General features: G+C 72.5%; 11 protein-coding genes. 7 read left to right on the top strand and 4 right to left on the bottom strand.

Annotated features, from left to right (window positions below; all coding sequences use genetic code 11):
* The first annotated feature begins 301 nt into the window (after positions 1–301).
* On the top strand, positions 302–2,191 hold the full coding sequence (locus tag AB0L06_RS26740) for an ABC transporter substrate-binding protein (RefSeq protein WP_500233834.1): 1,890 nt from the start codon (positions 302–304) through the stop codon (positions 2,189–2,191).
* 146 nt (positions 2,192–2,337) lie between these two features.
* On the opposite strand, the gene AB0L06_RS26735 is transcribed toward AB0L06_RS26740, so the two are convergent.
* Complete coding sequence (locus tag AB0L06_RS26735) at positions 2,338–2,688, bottom strand: MerR family transcriptional regulator (RefSeq protein WP_500233833.1); 351 nt, start codon at positions 2,686–2,688, stop codon at positions 2,338–2,340.
* A 125-nt stretch (positions 2,689–2,813) separates the two neighbouring features.
* Here AB0L06_RS26735 and AB0L06_RS26730 point away from each other — a divergent pair, with 125 nt between their 5' ends.
* Positions 2,814–3,650, top strand: coding sequence for an amidohydrolase family protein (locus tag AB0L06_RS26730; protein ID WP_500233832.1), 837 nt, complete (start codon positions 2,814–2,816; stop codon positions 3,648–3,650).
* A gap of 65 nt (positions 3,651–3,715) precedes the next feature.
* On the top strand, positions 3,716–4,390 hold the full coding sequence (locus AB0L06_RS26725) for a hypothetical protein (RefSeq protein ID WP_500233831.1): 675 nt from the start codon (positions 3,716–3,718) through the stop codon (positions 4,388–4,390).
* Here the strand turns inward: AB0L06_RS26725 and AB0L06_RS26720 are convergent.
* From AB0L06_RS26720 to AB0L06_RS26710, 3 genes are read right to left on the bottom strand one after another with little or no spacing between them, the layout of a single operon-like run.
* The gene (locus tag AB0L06_RS26720) at positions 4,362–5,654 is read right to left on the bottom strand and encodes an MFS transporter (protein WP_500233830.1); all 1,293 of its coding nucleotides are present in this window, start codon (positions 5,652–5,654) and stop codon (positions 4,362–4,364) included. The genes AB0L06_RS26725 and AB0L06_RS26720 overlap by 29 nt on opposite strands.
* A gap of 13 nt (positions 5,655–5,667) precedes the next feature.
* On the bottom strand, positions 5,668–6,987 hold the full coding sequence (locus AB0L06_RS26715; RefSeq protein ID WP_500233829.1) for an adenosylmethionine--8-amino-7-oxononanoate transaminase: 1,320 nt from the start codon (positions 6,985–6,987) through the stop codon (positions 5,668–5,670).
* On the bottom strand, positions 6,984–8,477 hold the full coding sequence (locus AB0L06_RS26710) for a CCA tRNA nucleotidyltransferase (protein ID WP_500233828.1): 1,494 nt from the start codon (positions 8,475–8,477) through the stop codon (positions 6,984–6,986). Before AB0L06_RS26710 ends, AB0L06_RS26715 begins: the two co-directional genes overlap by 4 nt.
* A 449-nt stretch (positions 8,478–8,926) precedes the next feature.
* Between AB0L06_RS26710 and AB0L06_RS26705 the strand changes: the two genes are divergently transcribed.
* From AB0L06_RS26705 to AB0L06_RS26690, 4 genes are all read left to right on the top strand, one after another.
* Positions 8,927–9,490, top strand: a complete 564-nt coding sequence (locus AB0L06_RS26705; RefSeq protein WP_500233827.1) for a YbaK/EbsC family protein — start codon at positions 8,927–8,929, stop codon at positions 9,488–9,490.
* Positions 9,491–9,855: 365 nt separating this feature from the next.
* The gene (locus AB0L06_RS26700; protein ID WP_500233826.1) at positions 9,856–12,693 is read left to right on the top strand and encodes a DUF6049 family protein; all 2,838 of its coding nucleotides are present in this window, start codon (positions 9,856–9,858) and stop codon (positions 12,691–12,693) included.
* Positions 12,671–14,413, top strand: a complete 1,743-nt coding sequence (murJ, locus tag AB0L06_RS26695) for a murein biosynthesis integral membrane protein MurJ (RefSeq protein WP_500233825.1) — start codon at positions 12,671–12,673, stop codon at positions 14,411–14,413. The genes AB0L06_RS26700 and murJ overlap by 23 nt, the downstream gene beginning before the upstream one ends.
* Before the next feature lie 565 nt (positions 14,414–14,978).
* Positions 14,979–16,682 (top strand): protein kinase family protein, encoded by a 1,704-nt coding sequence (locus AB0L06_RS26690; RefSeq protein ID WP_500233824.1) that lies wholly within the window; start codon positions 14,979–14,981, stop codon positions 16,680–16,682.
* Positions 16,683–16,838 lie beyond the last annotated feature (156 nt).

Here is a 16,838-nt window from a genome sequence, read left to right as displayed (position 1 = left end):
ATCCTGTCGGCCAGCTCCTACTTCATGAAGTCCCCGCCGGAGCAGTACTCCGACGACGACGCGCGCGACGCCGTCGAGGCCTTCATCAACGGCGACCTCGACCGCTGACCCGGGCCTTTGAGCCGGCCGGTGTGAATCGGTCCGCACAGAGCACCCGCGGCTGAACGGCCACTCGAGTGACCCCTGACGGGTTCGTCCCGTCAGGGGTCGCTTTGTTTCATAGGCAAAATCGGCATACAGCGCCCGTTGTCACGCTCTGGTTCTACCCTGGCACCCCGCGTGATTTCTCCGGGAGGCTCCGATGGAAGCAGCGGCGTGGCGCCCCGTCCGCCGTCCCCGCGCCCCGCTCCCTCAGGAACGCGTGCCGGAGTGGGTGATCAGGGTGCTGGCGGTCGCCGTGGTGTCGGGGGTCGCGGCGGGGTGCGGGGGCTGGCCGGGCCGGACCGACCCCACCCACGCCGGGCTGCCCCGGGACGGCGGGACGCTGCGCGTCGCCGGGTCGTCCGACGTGGAGCACCTGGACCCGGCGTCGGCGGAGAGCGTGGGCGCCCGCGGGCTCGACCGGACGTTCGCGCGCACGCTGTTCGGGACGGTCGCGTCCAACGTGTTCGCCGAGACCGTCCCGGTGCATCCGGACGTGGCGGAGCGGCTCCCGACCCGCGCGAACGGCGACGTCAGCGCGGACGGCCTGACCTACACCGTCCGGCTGCGCGCCGACGTCCTCTGGGACACCGCGCCGCCGCGCCCGGTCACCGCGTCCGACTTCGTGCGCGGGTTCAAACGGCTGTGCAATCCGGGCGCGCCGTCCGCCGGGACGGGCTACTTCACCACGACGCTGCGCGGCATGGACGTCTACTGCCGGGGATACGCCCGTCTCGGAGAGCACGGTGTCGACGCCGCCACGTCCGGTTCGTCCGGCGCGGAGGCGCGCGCCGCCGCCCTGTTCGCCGCCTACCAGGACGGCCACGACATCGCGGGCGTGCACGCCGCCGACGACCGGACACTGGTGTTCCGCCTGATCAGGCCCGCCTCCGACTTCCTCGACCTCCTCACGCTCGAGTACACCGCGGCAGCGCCGCGCGAGTACGACGGCCGCCTGCCGGACGGCCCGGCCTTCAGGCGGCACACGATCTCGGACGGCCCGTACCGGATCTCCGAGTACCGTCCGGACATCTCCTACCTGCTCACCCGCAACCCGGCCTGGCGCGCCGGGAGCGACCCGCTGCGCGAACGGCACGTGGACCGCATCCGGATCACGCTGGGCCAGGACTCTGCCGAGGCCGTCCAGCAGCAGCTGGAGACCGGCGCGGCCGATCTCGCCTGGGACCAGCCGGTGCCCGCCTCGGCGCTGCCCCGGCTGCGGCCCGGCCACGACCCGCGGTTCGCCGTCCGGAGCGCGCCCTCGACCAGCCCCTACCTGGTCTTCAACCTGCGCAGCCCGAACAACCGGCACGCCCTGGCCGACCGGAACGTGCGCCGCGCCCTCGCCCACGCGGTCGACCGCTCCGCCCTGGTCAAGATCGTCGGGGGTCCGGCCGTGGCCCGTCCGCTGCACACGGTCATCCCGCCCGGCACCACCGGGTACGCGCCCGCCGACCCGTTCCCCACGCCCGGTGACTCCGGCGACCCCGCCACCTGCCGCCGTCTGCTGGCCTCGGCAGGCTATCCAGGGGGTCTGACACTCCGGTTCCCGTACCGCGTGAACAGCGTGCACCGGCTGATCGCCGAGTCCCTGCGGCAGAACCTCGCCGGCTGCGGTGTCCGGACCGTCCCGTTTCCGGACACCGGCGGCGACTTCTACGGCCGGACGCTCTCCGACCCCGGACGCGGCGCCGCGGGCGCCTGGGACATCGCCGCGCCCGGCTGGACGCCCGACTGGTACGGCTCGAACGGCCGCTCGGTGCTGCTCCCCCTGCTGTCCGGGCGCTCGCTCGGCCCGGGATCCACCAACTACGGCGGCTACGAGAACCCGCGGGTGGACGCGCTGATCGACCAGGCGCTCACGGCCCCGTCCGAGGCGAAGGCCGCCGACGCCTGGCGGCGCGCCGACCGGATCGCGACCGAGGACGCCGCGATCCTCCCGCTCCTCGACCGCTCACACACCGTCTTCATGTCGTCCCGCGTCCGGAACGCCCTGTTCCTGCCCACGTCCGCCGGCTACGACTACACCCGCGTCTACCTCGCCCAATGAGCCTCGGACGTCAGCAGGCCTCGGGCGTCAGCGACGCCTCGGGCGTCAGCGGACCTCGGATGTCAACGGGCCCCGGGTCAGCGAGCCTCGAACGCCAGCGAGCCCCGGATGTCAACGGGCCTCGGACGTCAACGACGCCTCGGATGTCAGTGGGCCTCCGTGACGCTGATCGTGCGGCCGAGGATCTCTCGTGCGCGCGCGATCTCAGCCGCACGCTCGTCCAGGACGTCGAGCTGTGTGCGCAGTTTGTCGAGCACGCCGGGGCACGGGCGTAGCCCGGTCCTGCCGTCCGCACACGGCAGCACCTGTTTGATCAGCCGGATGGGCAGACCGGCGGCCAGCAGCGCTCGCACTTGGAGGACGACCTCCGCGACGGCCTCCTCATAGTCGCGATAGCCGTTCGGCAGCCGCTGCGACTCGATGAGGCCCTGGTCCTCGTAATAGCGCAGCAGCCGTCCGCTGACACCGGTGCTCTTGGCGAGTTCCCCGATCAGCAACGACGCCCCTCTTCCCGTCCGCACGTCCGTCCTGGGCTTGACCTTCACATGGTGTCAAGGCGCAACAGTGGGCCGCGCGGGCGCATTCCGGCGTCCGCGACCGTCCGGAACCCTCAGGAGGAACGTTGATCATCGATGCGCACGGCCATGTCCACAGCCCTGTGGACGAACACATCGCCCTGCTGGACGAGGCCGGAGTCGACCGAGCGGTGCTGTTCCCGACGCGTCCGCACCCGGAGCGGGCATCCGACCTGGCGTCGCTGCGCCGCGAGTTCGCCCTTCTGGACGACGCCCTCAACGGAAGCGCCGACCCGGCGGCCGGCCAGATGGCGGCGTTCGCGACCGCGTTCGCGGAGCTGGACGAGGCCCTCGCCGCCCATCCCGACCGTTTCGTCGGCTTCGGATCGGTGCCGCTCAGCCTCCCGGCCGACCAGGCCGAGGCCTGGGTCGAGCGGGAGATCGTCGGACGCGACCTGAAAGGCGTCGGCGAGCTCACCCCGCCGCCCGGACGCGCCGACCTCGTCGAACCCGTCCTGCGCGCCGCGGCCGACCAGGGCGGCCTGCCCGTCGTCGTGCACGGCTTCGCGCCCACGACGGCGGACGACCTGCGGACGCTCGCCGTCCTCGCCGCGAGGCACCCGGAGGTCCCGCTGGTGGTGAGCCAGCTCGGCGGCCTGAACTGGATGGACGCCGTCGAGTTCGTCCGCGACACCCCGAGCATGTATCTCGAGCTGTCCACCGCGCCGACGATCATCGCCGTCCGGCTGGCGGTCGCCGAGGTGCCCGAGCGGACGCTGTTCGGCTCGGACGCGCCCTACGGCGACCCGGTGGTCACACGGACCGCGATCAAGCGCGCGACCTCGTCCGGGGAGGTGCTCGCCCGGGTCCTCGGCGGCACCGCGGCGGCCCTTCTCGGGCTGTCACGGTCCGAGGCCGTCCCATCGCGAACCCCTGCGGCGTAGGGGGTTTCGACACCTTAGGTGGGGTATTGTCCTCCGCTCCGGTTGATCATCCCAGCGGAGGTGTCATGGCCGTCGCCCCGAACGCGTACGAGGCCCGTTGGAACGCGCGGTGCGCCGAGCTCGACGCGCATCCGGCGATCAGGGTCTCGTACCGGATCGACGGTGGCATCGACGCGGCGGTCACGGACGCCGACGCCGCCTGGGCGACACTGGCCGGATCCACCGGGACCACCGCGCCCGCGGGGCTCGACGACCACTTCCACCGGTTCCGCACACTGGGACGGCAGTGGGGGGCCGAGGAGTCCGGCGTCCACGGCGAGTTCTTCCTGACGCACCTCGCGGCGGCACAGCCGCAGGCGTACGAGTCGTGGATCGACTCGTGGAAGGACGAGGAGCGCTTCTCGTCCAGGGAGCTGCGCATCATCGACGAGCATCCGGTCACCGGAACGGGCGCCCTCGCCGGGATCCGGCTGCGCCCGGGCGGCGAGCCGGAGCTGTGGTGGTCCACGATCCAGTACGCCGACTGGAAGCTGGACATCGGCTACCGCGAGTACATGGACGCGCTCCTGCTCACCCGGGGCGCGTTCCACTGGCAGTTCCTCTTCACCCGCGCGCCCCTCGCGTCGGAGGAGTTCGACTCGGTGCGCGCGCGGCTGGAGCGGACGCTCGAGGGCCTGCCCGTCCTGTTCCCCGAGGACGACTTCGGCCCGCTCAGGCGGCGTTTCGAGGAACGTCTGTGAGGACGGTCACCCGGTTGGACGCGGCGCGGTAGGCGAGCGCGCCCAGCACGTACAGCGCGGCGACCGCGACGACCGTCCCGGCCGAGACGCCGCTCGTGGGCAGCCAGCTCGCCGCGAGCGCCGCCGACGCGGCGAACGTGGCGTTGAAGAGCATGTCGTAGACGGCGAAGACCCGTCCCCGGTAGCCGTCCTCGACGGTCTCCTGGAGGATCGTGTCCACGCACAGCTTCACGCCCTGCGACGTGAGGCCCAGCGCGAGCGACGCGGCCGCCCACGCGGCCTCGTCGAACGGCAGCCCGAGCACGAGCATGCACACCCCGCCGCCCACCAGCAGCATCGCGATCCACGCCTGCTTGCTGATCCGCCGCACGACCGCCGGGGTGACCACGGCGGCGGCGAAGTAGCCCACCCCCGACACGCCGAGCATGATCGCCGCGACGCGCAGGCCGTCCTCGGCGTCGCCTGTGAAGTGGCCCCGGCACAGCAGCAGCGTCTGCATCAGCACGATGCCGTACAGGAACCGGTGGAACGAGATCGCGCCGAGCGCCAGCGCGGCCGGACGGAGCCGCGCGATGTGCCGCGCGCCGTCCACGAGGCCGTGCAGCACCTCCCGGGCCGTCCCGCCGTCGGACGGCTCGCCCGCGTGCGGCCCGAGCAGGTCGCGGGGCAGCAGCAGGGCGAGCGCCCCGGCGAGCAGGAACATCACGGCGGCCGCCGCGAGGATGAGCGCGGTGCCGTGCGGGCCCGCGCCGAACACGCCGCGCAGCAGGTAGCCGAGGCCGGCGCCGATGAACGCGATGATCGTCCCGGACGTCACGGCGAACGCGTTGGCCGTGACGAGCTGCTCCCGCCGCACCACGTGCGGGAGCGCCGCCGACAGTGCGGACAGGAAGAACCGGTTCACGCCGAGGACGACCAGGCCGCCGGCGAAGAAGGGCAGGCCGTCCTCGTCGACGGCGACCGTGAGCGCGACGAGCAGCACGACCGCCGCGCGCAGCACCGGAGCCCACACGAGGATCTGGCGGCGCCGCCACCGGTCGAGGAACACGCCCACGAACGGGCCGAGCACCGAGTACGGCAGCAGGGTGATCGCGAACGCGGCCGCCGCCTTGCCCGCCGACGCCTGCCGCTCGGGCGAGAAGAACACGTACCCGGCCAGCGCCACCTGGAAGACGCCGTCGGTCAGCTGCGACACGAGGCGCACGGCGTAGAGGCGGCGGAAGTGCCGTCCGCCCAGAATCCGCCCCAGCTCCCCAGCTCTCACTCGATCACTTTCGTCAGGGCCGGGGTTCCGCCGCCGCCGCGAACATGGCGTCGGCGATGTGCTCCAGGTCGTCCTCGGTGCAGACGTACGGCGGCATCGCGTAGATCAGCCGCCCGAACGGACGCAGCCAGACGCCGTGCGCCATCGCGACGTCCTGGACGGTCGGCACGTCGACCGGCTCGTCCATCTCGATCACCGCGATGCCGCCCAGGACGCGGACGTCGGCCACGCCCGGCAGCTCGCGCGCGGGCTCCAGGCCGGCGGTCATGACGGCCTCGATCGTGTCGATCTCGGCGCGCCAGTCGCGGGACAGCAGCAGGTCGATCGACGCGGACGCCACGGACGCGGCCAGCGGGTTGGCCATGTAGGTCGGGCCGTGCATGAGCACCCCGGCCTCGCCCCCGGTGATCGTCCGGGCCACCTCGTCGGTGCACAGCGTCGCGGCCATCGTCATGTAACCGCCGGTCAGGGCCTTGCCGACGCACATGATGTCCGGAACGACCTCGGCGTGGTCGCAGCCCCACATCTCGCCCGTCCGGCCGAAGCCGGTGGCGATCTCGTCCAGGATCAGCGGGACGCCCAGCTCGTCGGCGACCTCGCGGAACGCCTGGAGGTACTCGGGCGCGTAGAAGCGCATCCCGCCCGCGCCCTGGACGATCGGCTCGACGATCACTCCGGCGATCTCGCCGGAGTGCTCGGCGGCGAGGCGGCGCAGGCCGTCCAGGTAGGCGGTGTCGGGTTCGGCGTCGTAGCCGAGCGGCGGGGCGTCGGCGAACACGTGCTGTGCGAGGACGTCCCCGAACAGGTGGTGCATGCCGTTGACCGGGTCGCAGACGGCCATGTCGCCGAACGTGTCGCCGTGGTAGCCGCCCCGGACGGTCAGCAGCCGGTGCCGTTCGGGCCGTCCCTGCGAACGCCAGTACTGCAGCGCCATCTTGATCGCGACCTCGACCGCGACCGAACCGGAGTCGGCGAAGAACACCTTCGTCAGCGGCCCGGGCGTGAGGTCGACCAGCTTGCGCGCGAGCCGGACGGCCGGCGGATGCGTCAGCCCGCCGAACATCACGTGCGCCATCTTCCCCAGCTGCGCGGTCACCGCCGCGTCCAGCTTCGGGTGCCGGTAGCCGTGGATCGCCGCCCACCAGGACGACATCCCGTCGATCAGCTCGGTGCCGTCGGCGAGGGTCAGCCGCGTCCCGGCCGCCGACACGACCGGGAGCGCCGGGGTCTCGGCGGGCATCGGCGCGTACGGGTGCCAGATGTGCTCGCGGTCGAAGGCGACCAGGTCGTCGGCCGCCTGCGGGCTCATCCGCCCGAGCTGAAGGTCGATCATCCCTCGTCCTTCGTGTCCGGGTCCTCGGCCGCACCGGCCGGGACGACGCCCTGTTCGGCGCCCCACGCGCGCAGCGCCTCGGCGGCCGTGTCCTTCCCGACCGGCCCCTGGTCGAGGCGCAGCTCGAGCAGGAACTTGTAGGCCTTCCCGACGATCGGGCCGGGCCGGATGCCGAGGATCTCCTGGATCTCGTTGCCGTCCAGCTCGGGCCGGATCGAGGCGAGCTCCTCCTCCTCGGCGAGCCGGGAGATCCGCACCTCGAGCTCGTCGTAGGTGCGGCGGAGCCGGTCGGCCTTGCGCTTGTTGCGGGTGGTGCAGTCGGCCCGGGTCAGCTTGTGCAGGCGCGACAGCAGCGGCCCGCCGTCCCGGACGTACCGGCGGACGGCCGAGTCGGTCCACTCGCCCGTCCCGTAGCCGTGGAACCGCAGGTGCAGCTCGACCAGCCGGGACACCTCGCCGATGACGTCCTTCGGGTAGCGCAGCTCGGTCAGCCGCTTGCGCGCCATCTTCGCGCCGACCACCTCGTGGTGGTGGAACGAGACGCGCCCGCCCGACTCGAACCGGCGGGTCTTCGGCTTGCCGATGTCGTGCAGCAGGGCGGCCAGGCGGAGCACGAGGTCCGGGCCGCCTTCCTCCTGCGCGATGGCCTGCTCCAGGACGATCAGCGAGTGCTCGTAGACGTCCTTGTGCCGGTGGTGCTCGTCGATCTCCAGCCGCAGCTTCGGCAGCTCGGGCAGGACGTGCGCGGCGAGGCCGGTGTCGACCAGCAGCGCCAGGCCCTCGCGCGGGTACGCGCCGCACAGCAGCTTCGACAGCTCGTCGCGGACGCGCTCGGCCGACACGATCTCGATCCGGGACGACATCCCGGTCATCGCGGCGACCACGTCCGGCGCGACCGTGAAGCCCAGCTGGGACGCGAACCGGGCGGCGCGCATCATCCGCAGCGGGTCGTCGCTGAAGGAGTCCTCGGGCAGGCCGGGCGTGCGGAGCAGGCCGCGGCCGAGGTCGGCGAGGCCGCCGAACGGGTCGACGAACTCGTACTCGGGCAGCTTCACCGCCATCGCGTTCACCGCGAAGTCGCGGCGGCGCAGGTCCTCCACCAGGGAGGTCCCGTAGGACACCTCGGGCTTGCGGGACCTCGGGTCGTAGGTCTCGGACCGGTAGGTGGTGATCTCCAGCTCGTGGCCGTCCTTGCGCAGGCCGACCGTGCCGAACTCGATGCCGATCGTCCAGACCGCGTCCGCCCAGCCGTCGATCAGCTCCAGGATGCGCTGCGGCGGGGCGTCGGTGGTGAGGTCGACATCCTTGGTGGGGCGGCGCAGCAGGGCGTCACGGACGGGCCCGCCGACGAGCGCCAGCTCGTGGCCGGCGGCGGCGAACCGTCCGGCGAGGTCCTCGGCGACCGGGGCGACCCGGGACAGCAGCTCGGTGATCGCGGCCCGGCCGGCGTCGGGGGCGTTCGGGATCGCGTTGGGATCAGGCACGGCCATCGAGCGTATGTCCTTGGTCGACTGCTGACAAAGCACTATTCACCGCCGCGAACCCCTCGTCGCCTCTATACACGGCGCGATAGCCGGGTTACGTTCTGATCACCTCGCGAGCGCCCGCGCGGCCGACGGTGAACCTCCGTGACAACGGTATCGGGGAACCTCGGGCGCGCGGTCCACCGCGGGTGCCGCACCGACCGTGGCGGATCCGGTGCGGGCGGACCCGGCCGGGCCAGGGACGCGCCGAGCGGAGTGGATCCCGCGGACGCGCGAGGCGGCCGGACGACGCCGGAGGGCCGCGGCGGAACGGGGTTTTGGGACGTCCGGGGCGCGACGGCGCGCATCGGGGCCGGACGCACGGGTATGTGGGGAGGCCCCTCACAGAGTGGCTCACGGGGATACGGATCACCCACCGGGATGCGGGGTGTGGGCCCCGCGGGACGGAGCCGGAGATGAAGGACGCCCTCACCATTCACCGCGCGTTGCTCGGCGGGGAGACACGGCACGAGATCGTGCGGCTGCCCTTCGGGATCGCGACCGCCGACGAGCTCCCCGAGGCGCTCGGACTCCCGGCGGAGCGGTGTCTGGTGACCCGCGTCTACGCCTGCGAGGCCGGCTACCACGGTGAACGCTTCCTGGCCGGGGCCCTGGTCTTCGCGGGCCGCCAGCCCCTCCAGGACGCCGTCCGCCGCGAGGTGGGCGCCCGCCAGGCCCGTCCGGCCCGCGCCGACACCGTCAACGCCGTCACCGAATACGCCGCCGGGCTGGTCTCCCCTCTCCTCCTGCCTCCCTCGATGCCCCTCCTGATCGACCGGCGCGTCCTGGAGGCCCGCTCCCCGGACGACGTCGTCTACACCCCGACCGGTGAACCGTCCACCGCCCTCGGCATCCGCCTCGCCGATCTCCGCCTCCTCACCTCCGCCAAGCCCTGCCTCCTCGTCCCACCGCCCCCGTCCCTGGTCATCGAGTCCCCCACCCGCCGTCCGGCGAGCAGACTCCCCCACCGCGCCCGCTGAGCCGGGCGCGAGTGCCGATCAGCACGCCGACGAATCGGGATGATCTGGTCGAGTTCGTTGATCTTTCGTGAAGGTCGTCCGGCCCGCCCCGCCCATCCCGCGGGCCGGGCCGGACGTCCGGCGCGCTGATCATCCGCATGCCGGTCGGCCTGCGCGTGTTGATCGGGCCGGGCCGGTGTCCGGAGCGCCGGAACAGGGCATGGGCCCCGGTGGATCGGGGGCCGCGAAGACATCGATCTTGGGACGAGTCTCGCGGGCCGGAGGCTCAGACGGTCGGACGGGAGCTTGGGCGCGGATACCATCGAGCGCGTGGTGCGGAGACTGGACGCCCGGCCGCTTCGAGGCGGTTCCCGGGCTGGCGCGGCGTGAGAGCGGCGGGACGCGTGGCGGCCCTGGCCGCACTGGTGCCCTGCCTTCTCGGGAGCGCCGCGCCGGGGGCGTTCGCCGTGCCGTCCGGCGGGACGGCCGCGACCGACGCGAAGATCATGACCGGCGCGCTCGCCGCCCAGCCCGCGCTCCCTGACGCGGCCGCCGACGCGGCCGCCGAGCCGGGCCGGGCGCAGCAGGGGAAGGTGTCGCTCGCCCTGACGACCGTCAGCCCCAAGGCCGCCGAGGCGTCGGGCAAGCGCGCCAAGGTCCAGATCACCGGCACCGTCGAGAACCACACCGGGCGCCAGCAGACCGGGCTGACCGTCCGGATGCGGTACAACGGCACCGCGCTGACCACCCGCTCCCAGCTGGAGCGGTACGCGGCCGGACAGCCGTCCGCGCTGCTCAGGGGGCTGGGCACCAAGATCGTCCAGCTCCCCAAGGCGGCCGTTCCGAACGGCGCCCAGGCCTTCTCCCTCAGCGCGAAGACCGGCGACATCGGGATGCGGACCTTCGGCGTGTACCCGGTCGGCGTCGAGGTCGTGAACGCCGCGCAGGAGGTCGTCGCCGGGGTCATCACGTTCGTGACGTTCGCCCCCAAGGCGGGCGACGTGAAGCCGGTCAAGGTCGGCTGGGTCTGGCCGCTGATCGACCGGCAGCACCGCACCGCCGCGGACGCGTTCACCGACGACGACCTGAACACCCAGATGGGCAAGGACGGCCGGCTGTCCGGCCTGGTCTCCGCCGCCGCGTCCACCAAGACCCCGGTGACCTGGGCCGTCGACCCCGCCCTGCTGGACGACGCGAACCAGATGGCGACCGGTTCGTACCAGGTCCAGGGCCTGCGCGAGGACACCTCGGTCAAGAAGCCGAAGAGCGCCAACGCGGCGGCCTGGCTGAAGCAGCTCAAGGCCGCGATGAAGACCGACCAGTACTTCGCGCTGCCGTACGCCGACCCGGACGTGGTCGCGCTCGTCCGCAACGAGCAGAACAACCAGGTCGCGCTGGCCTACAAGAACGCGCAGGTCGCCCAGAACCTGCTGGGCGCGCTGCCGAGCACCCCGATGGCGTGGCCGCCGGCCGGCGTCGCCGGCCCCAACACGCTGAAGCAGCTCGTCCAGCGTGGCCGGGTGGGCAACGGGCCGATCCTGATGAGCAGCGACAACGCGTTCACCCCGGCCCCGAGCGGCTACACGGCGAACGCGGTGACGCAGACGGAGATCAACAACCGGTCGCACACCGTCCTCACCTACGACGACAAGCTCTCCGACATCCTCGACCAGAACTCCCGGGCGCCCGGCGGGAAGGTGCTGACCGAGCAGCGGTTCCTGGCCGAGACCGCGATGATCACGGCTGAGCGCCCGCAGGCCGCGGGCCGGACGCTCGTCGTCGCGCCCGGACGGCACTGGAACCCGCCCGCCGACCTGGCCAGGCAGCTGCTCGCCGACACCGCGAACGTGCCGTGGCTGAGCGCCGACACGCTCGACAAGATCGCCCGGACGCATCCGGAGCAGCGCCAGTCGAAGGGCTACCCGGACGAGTACCGGGGCTACGAGCTCGGCCCCGGCTACCTCGACCAGGTGCACCGGATCCAGCAGGAGGCCAACTCCTTCGCCTCGATCGTGGTGAACTCGACCAGCCCCGTGTACGAGCGGGCCGTGCTGCGGCTCGAGTCGGTGTCCTGGCGGGGCAAGCCGACCACCGCGTACGCCGCGCGCCGCCGCGTCAGCTCCCAGCTGGGCGACGACACCGGCCGGGTCCGGGTGATCAGCAGACAGACCGGGCTGGCCGGGAACTCCGGCATGGTGCACATCACGGTCGCCAACGACCTGCCGGACCAGACCGTCCGCGTGATCGTGAACGTCTCGTCGGAGAACACCGCCAAGCTCCAGATCGGCAAGCTGGAGGGGCGCTCCCCGATCGACCTCAAACCGGGTGACAAGGTCACCCGGAACCTGCCGGTCACCGCCAACGGCAACGGGCGCTTCCGGCTGCTGGTGCAGCTGGGGTCCGCCGACGGCAACGACTACGGCGATCCGTACGTCATCACCGTCCGGACGACCGGCTATGGACGGACATCGCTCGTCATCACGGGCGGCGCACTTGCCGTACTCTTCGTGGGCGTCGGAGTGCGGGCCATGCGAGCGAGGCGCCGCCGGAAAGCGGAGGCAGCCGGTGACGGACGGACCGGAACGGAACCAGCGACCGGAGCGCCGGGGCCCTACTACCCCGGAGCGGAACCCCTGGTCGCAGGAGACCCCGGGCTACCCGAACCCGGAACAGGAGCACCCGCGGGCACCGGGAGCGCCGGGGCGGCCGCAGGCTCCCCAGCAGCACCCGGGGTATCCGCAGGGGCAGACGCCCCCGCCGGGCTACGGGCAGAACCCGCCGAATACCCAATGGGACCAGCAGAGGACCCCGCCCCCGCCGAATACGGGACAGCCGAACACCGGCCGTCCGGGACCGGGGCAGGCGCCGGGGCATCCGGGGCAGCAGTATCCGGCGCAGCCGCAGGACGGCACGCGTCCGGAAACGGCACCGGGCCGACACCACTACCAGGGAACGACTCCCGCGCCACCGTACGGGACGGCCGGGCCCCAGCCGGGGCGGAACCGTCAGCCGACGGTGCAGATGCCGGCGCCGGGACGCCGGACGCCGACAAGTGGGCCGGGACCGGAGGCTGGTTCGGGAGCGGGTCAGGGTCCAGGCCAGGGCCAGGGCCAGGGGCCGGGCATGCCGCCGGGAACGGGGCAGAGCCCGCACCCGGGTCAGCCCCACGGACCGGGGACGCCGGGGCAGGGTCGTCCGCCGATGGGGATGAGCGCGGCCGCTGAGACCGCGCTCGACCTGCCGATCCCGCCCGGGACCGAGGCCCCGACCGCGCCTCCCGCCGAGACCGGCGAGGGTGAGGGGGACGGCGGAGGCGGTTCGAGCCTGCTGAAGTCGGGCGCCATGATGGCGCTCGGCACGGTCGCGTCCCGCGTGACCGGCTTCCTCCGGACGGCGGCGATCGTCGCCGCGCTGGGCAACGGCGCCCTGCTCGGCATCTACAACACCGCCAACACCTTCCCGAACCAGATCTACGACCTGCTGCTCGGCGGCATCCTGACCAGCGTCATCGTGCCGCTGCTGGTCCGCGCCAAGGAACGTGACAAGGCCTACGGCGAGCAGTACGAGCAGCGCGTGTTCACCCTGTCGGTGCTGGGCCTGGGCGGGCTGTCGGTGCTGGCGATGCTCGCCGCGCCGCTGCTGATCACGATGGCCGCGCCGTCCTACCACGGGGACGCCCGGAAGGTCGCGATCCTCTTCGCGCTGTTCTTCCTGCCGCAGATCTTCTTCTACGGGATCGGCGCGTTCGCGGGCGCGATCCTGAACACCCGCGGCTCGTTCGGCGCGCCGATGTGGGCGCCGGTGCTCAACAACGTCGTCATGATCGCCGTCGGCGGCGCGTTCCTGTGGGTGTCCGGCGGCGCGTCCATCGGCGCGTCCACGATCAGCGACACCGAGTTCTACCTGCTCGCGGTCGGCACCACCGGCGGCATCGTGCTGCAGACGATCGCGCTGTGGCCGTCGCTGCGCCGGGTCGGGTTCCGGTGGCGGCCGAAGCTGAACTTCCAGAAGGGGGAGATCGGCGGCGTCGGGAAGCTCGCCGGCTGGACGCTCCTCTACGTGATGCTGACGCAGGCCGCGTTCACCGCGATCACGGCCCTGTGCAACACCGCGGGCGACAAGGCGCACAAGGCGGGCGTGGGCGACGTGTACGGCTACGGCTCGTACTCCACCGCGTACATGATCTTCCAGCTGCCGTACGCGATCGTCGCGGTGTCGGTGATCACCGCGCTGCTGCCGCGGATGTCCCGGCACGCCAGCGAGGGCGCGTCCCACCTGGTCCGGGAGGACTTCTCGTCCGGGCTGCGGCTGTCCTCGGTGATCATCCTGCCGGCGGCGGCGCTGATGGCGGTGCTCGGCCCAGAGATCGCGGTGGTGCTCTTCGCGCACGGCTCCACGTCGGTGTCGGACGCCGAGGTCATCGGACGCGTCATGCAGGCGTTCGCGGTCGGGCTCGTCCCGTTCTCCATCTACCAGCTGATGCTGCGGGTGTTCTACGCGCACAACGACACCCGCACCCCGGCGTTCATCGCGTTCGCCACGGTCGCCACGAACATCCTCTGCGCGGTCGGGGCCTTCTACCTACTGCCGCTCCGGTGGATCATCATCGGGATCGCGTGCGGGTTCGCGCTCGCCAACACCGTCGGCACCGTGGTGTGCTGGGTGGTGCTGCGCCGCAAGCTCGGCGGGATGGACGGCCGCCGCGTGGTCGGCACCCACCTGAAGCTGCTGGTCGCGCTCTGGCCGCTGATCGGGTTCGCCTACGCCGTGCACGCCGTGACCGCCGCCGCGCTCGGCCGCGGCCTGATCCCCGGCCTGGTGGCCCTGATCGTGGGCAGCGCGGGCGGCGGCGTCCTGTACCTCCTCTTCGCCCGCCTCATGCGCGTGGGCGAGGTCCAGGGCATGCTGTCGATGATCTCCTCGCGGCTCCCCGGACGCGGCTGACGCCCTCCGGCCAGAAAGCGTGCGGGACCGGATGCCCATCCGGTCCCGCACGCTTTTGGGGGCCCTGAGCCCGTCCGGCCGCACCTGGCCTTTCCCGGAGCCGGACGCATGGGAGACGAGACGCACACTCGGAGATGCACGGAGTGTGCGGGCGCATACACGCCGGGCGGGACGCGCGCAGACGAGACACAGATCACGCGGTCCGGGAGCGGACGTCGTGAACGCGCGAGTCCCGGATCAGGTGGCCTGGTGGCGGCCGCATCACGCGGTTTCGAGGCGGGGACCAGGCACTTCCGGACGAGCCCCGGGGGTGCCCCGGCACCAGGTAGCATCCCCCGGGTCGTGCATGACCGTCCGCTTCGCGGGTATCGTCCGCGGCTCGCGGGAAGGCGTGGCAAACTCCACGGCACCCGCGCGGATAAGGCGACCAGCGAGCGGGCTAGCCACTACCATGTTGGGGACTACGGCTTGCGGGGCGACACCCTGGGGACTGCAAAGAGGAGGGTCGAGGCGTAAGCTGCCACGCCACGAACATGGGATCTGACCACCTGCGCTGGACACTGCCGTGAGCACGTCCGTCATCGAGCCCGGCGCCCGCTTCGCGGGCCGTTACCGGCTGGAAGAACGCATCAAGGACTCGGGTGGCTCGTCCCTGTGGAAGGCCATCGACGAGATTCTCGCGCGCGCCGTCGCCGTCCGCACGTTCGAGCCCGGCTTCCCGCGTGTCCATGAGGTCGTCACCGCGGCGCGCGCCGCGTCCCGGCTGACCGACCCCCGCCTCACCCAGGTCTTCGACGCCGACGACTCGGGCGAGCGCGCCTACGTGGTCAGCGAGTGGGTCGTCGGCGAGACGCTGGAGCAGATGCTCGCCAAGGCCCCGCTGGAGCCGGGCCGCGCCACCACGCTGCTGTACGAGGCCGCCGAGGCGCTGGCCGCCGCGCACGCGGCCGGGCTGGCGCACCTGTGCCTCTCCCCGCGCGACCTGGTCTGGACGACCGGCGGCACGGTCAAGGTGCTCGGCGTCGCGACCGACGCCGTCCTGGCCGACCACTACTCCGACTCGCCCGCCGGTGTGGACACCCGCGGCCTCGGGTCCATGCTCTACGCGGCGCTGACGGCGCACTGGCCGGGCGAACCGTCCCGGTCGTCCCTCCCCGCCGCGCCCACGTCGGGATCGTCCGGCGCAGGCGGCGTCAGGGCCTCGGGCCCGCACGACCTCACCGTGACCACCCCGGACCGGGGCGGCGCGGCGAACGCCACCGTGCCCGACGAGCCCCCGCTCCTGGTGGCGCCGCGCCTGGTGCAGGCCGGCGTGCCGTCCGCCGTGGACGACATCGTCTGCCGCAGCCTCGGCCTGCCCGCGCCCGCGAGCGGCCCGGACGCCGAGGCGATCACGACCCCGGCCGACTTCGCCGCCGCGCTGCGCCGCGTGCCGCGCACCCCGCTGCCGCTGTTCGCCGGGCTCGGCACCGCGCCGACGCCCCGTCCGCCCGCGCCCACGCAGGCGACCACGGCCTACCGGCAGCCGCCCGCCGCGGCCCAGCCCGCGCGTTCGGCCGCTCCGCCGCGCCGGGCCTCCGAGCCGTCCAGCGCGCCGCCGGCCCAGCAGACCACCGCGATCGGACGGTCCAACCACCACGGCGCACCGCGCAAGCCCGTCAACCGCGGCCTGATCGGCATCGCCGCGGCCGCCCTGACCGTCGTCGTCGGGCTCAGCGCGTGGGCGCTGTCCAGCGGCGACGACTCGAACAAGGGCACCGGCCAGCAGAGCAAGGGGGCCGGCCAGGGGCAGAAGTCCTCACCGGCCGAGCCGGCCTCGGCCACGCTGAAGCCTGTGAACGCCTACTCGATCCAGGACGGCTCGAGCCGCGACAGCCAGTTCGAGAAGAACCTCGAGGTCCTGACGAACGGCACCGGCAGCCACAGCCGCTTCTGGCAGACCGCCAGGTACAACGGTGAGGACTACGGCAAGCTGCTCAAGGGCATCGGCGTCGTCTTCGACATGGGCCGCAAGGTCAAGGTCAGCAGCGTCCGCCTGAACACGCTGGGCGTCGCGGGCGCGCCGATCGAGATCCGCGTCGGCGACACCAGGGACCTCAGCGCCCTCCACATCGCGGGCAGGACGTCCAGCTCACAGGGGAGTCCGTTCTCGATCAAGGCCGACAAGCCCTTGTCCGGACAGTACGTGTGCGTCTGGTTCACCACGCCCGTTCCGGACGGATTCAAGGCGAAGCTGAGCGAGGTCACGATCCTCGGTTCTGCGCCGTAGTCGGGTTCGGGCGGCTCTGTACCGGTAACGATGGGGTGGCGATCGGGTCGTCGTGTTTCCGGATTGTGACGTCTGACGGAGTCTCTCGGTATCGTTCCTGGGAGCAGAATGTCCCCTCTCCCCAGGAATCCGTGGTGTCTTCCTCAGCAGGTGCGG

Source organism: Spirillospora sp. NPDC052269 (assembly GCF_040679435.1).
Taxonomy (GTDB): Bacteria; Actinomycetota; Actinomycetes; order Streptosporangiales; family Streptosporangiaceae; genus Spirillospora.
Note: the sequence above shows the minus strand (reverse complement) of the source record. Positions and strands in the feature narration are given on the sequence as shown.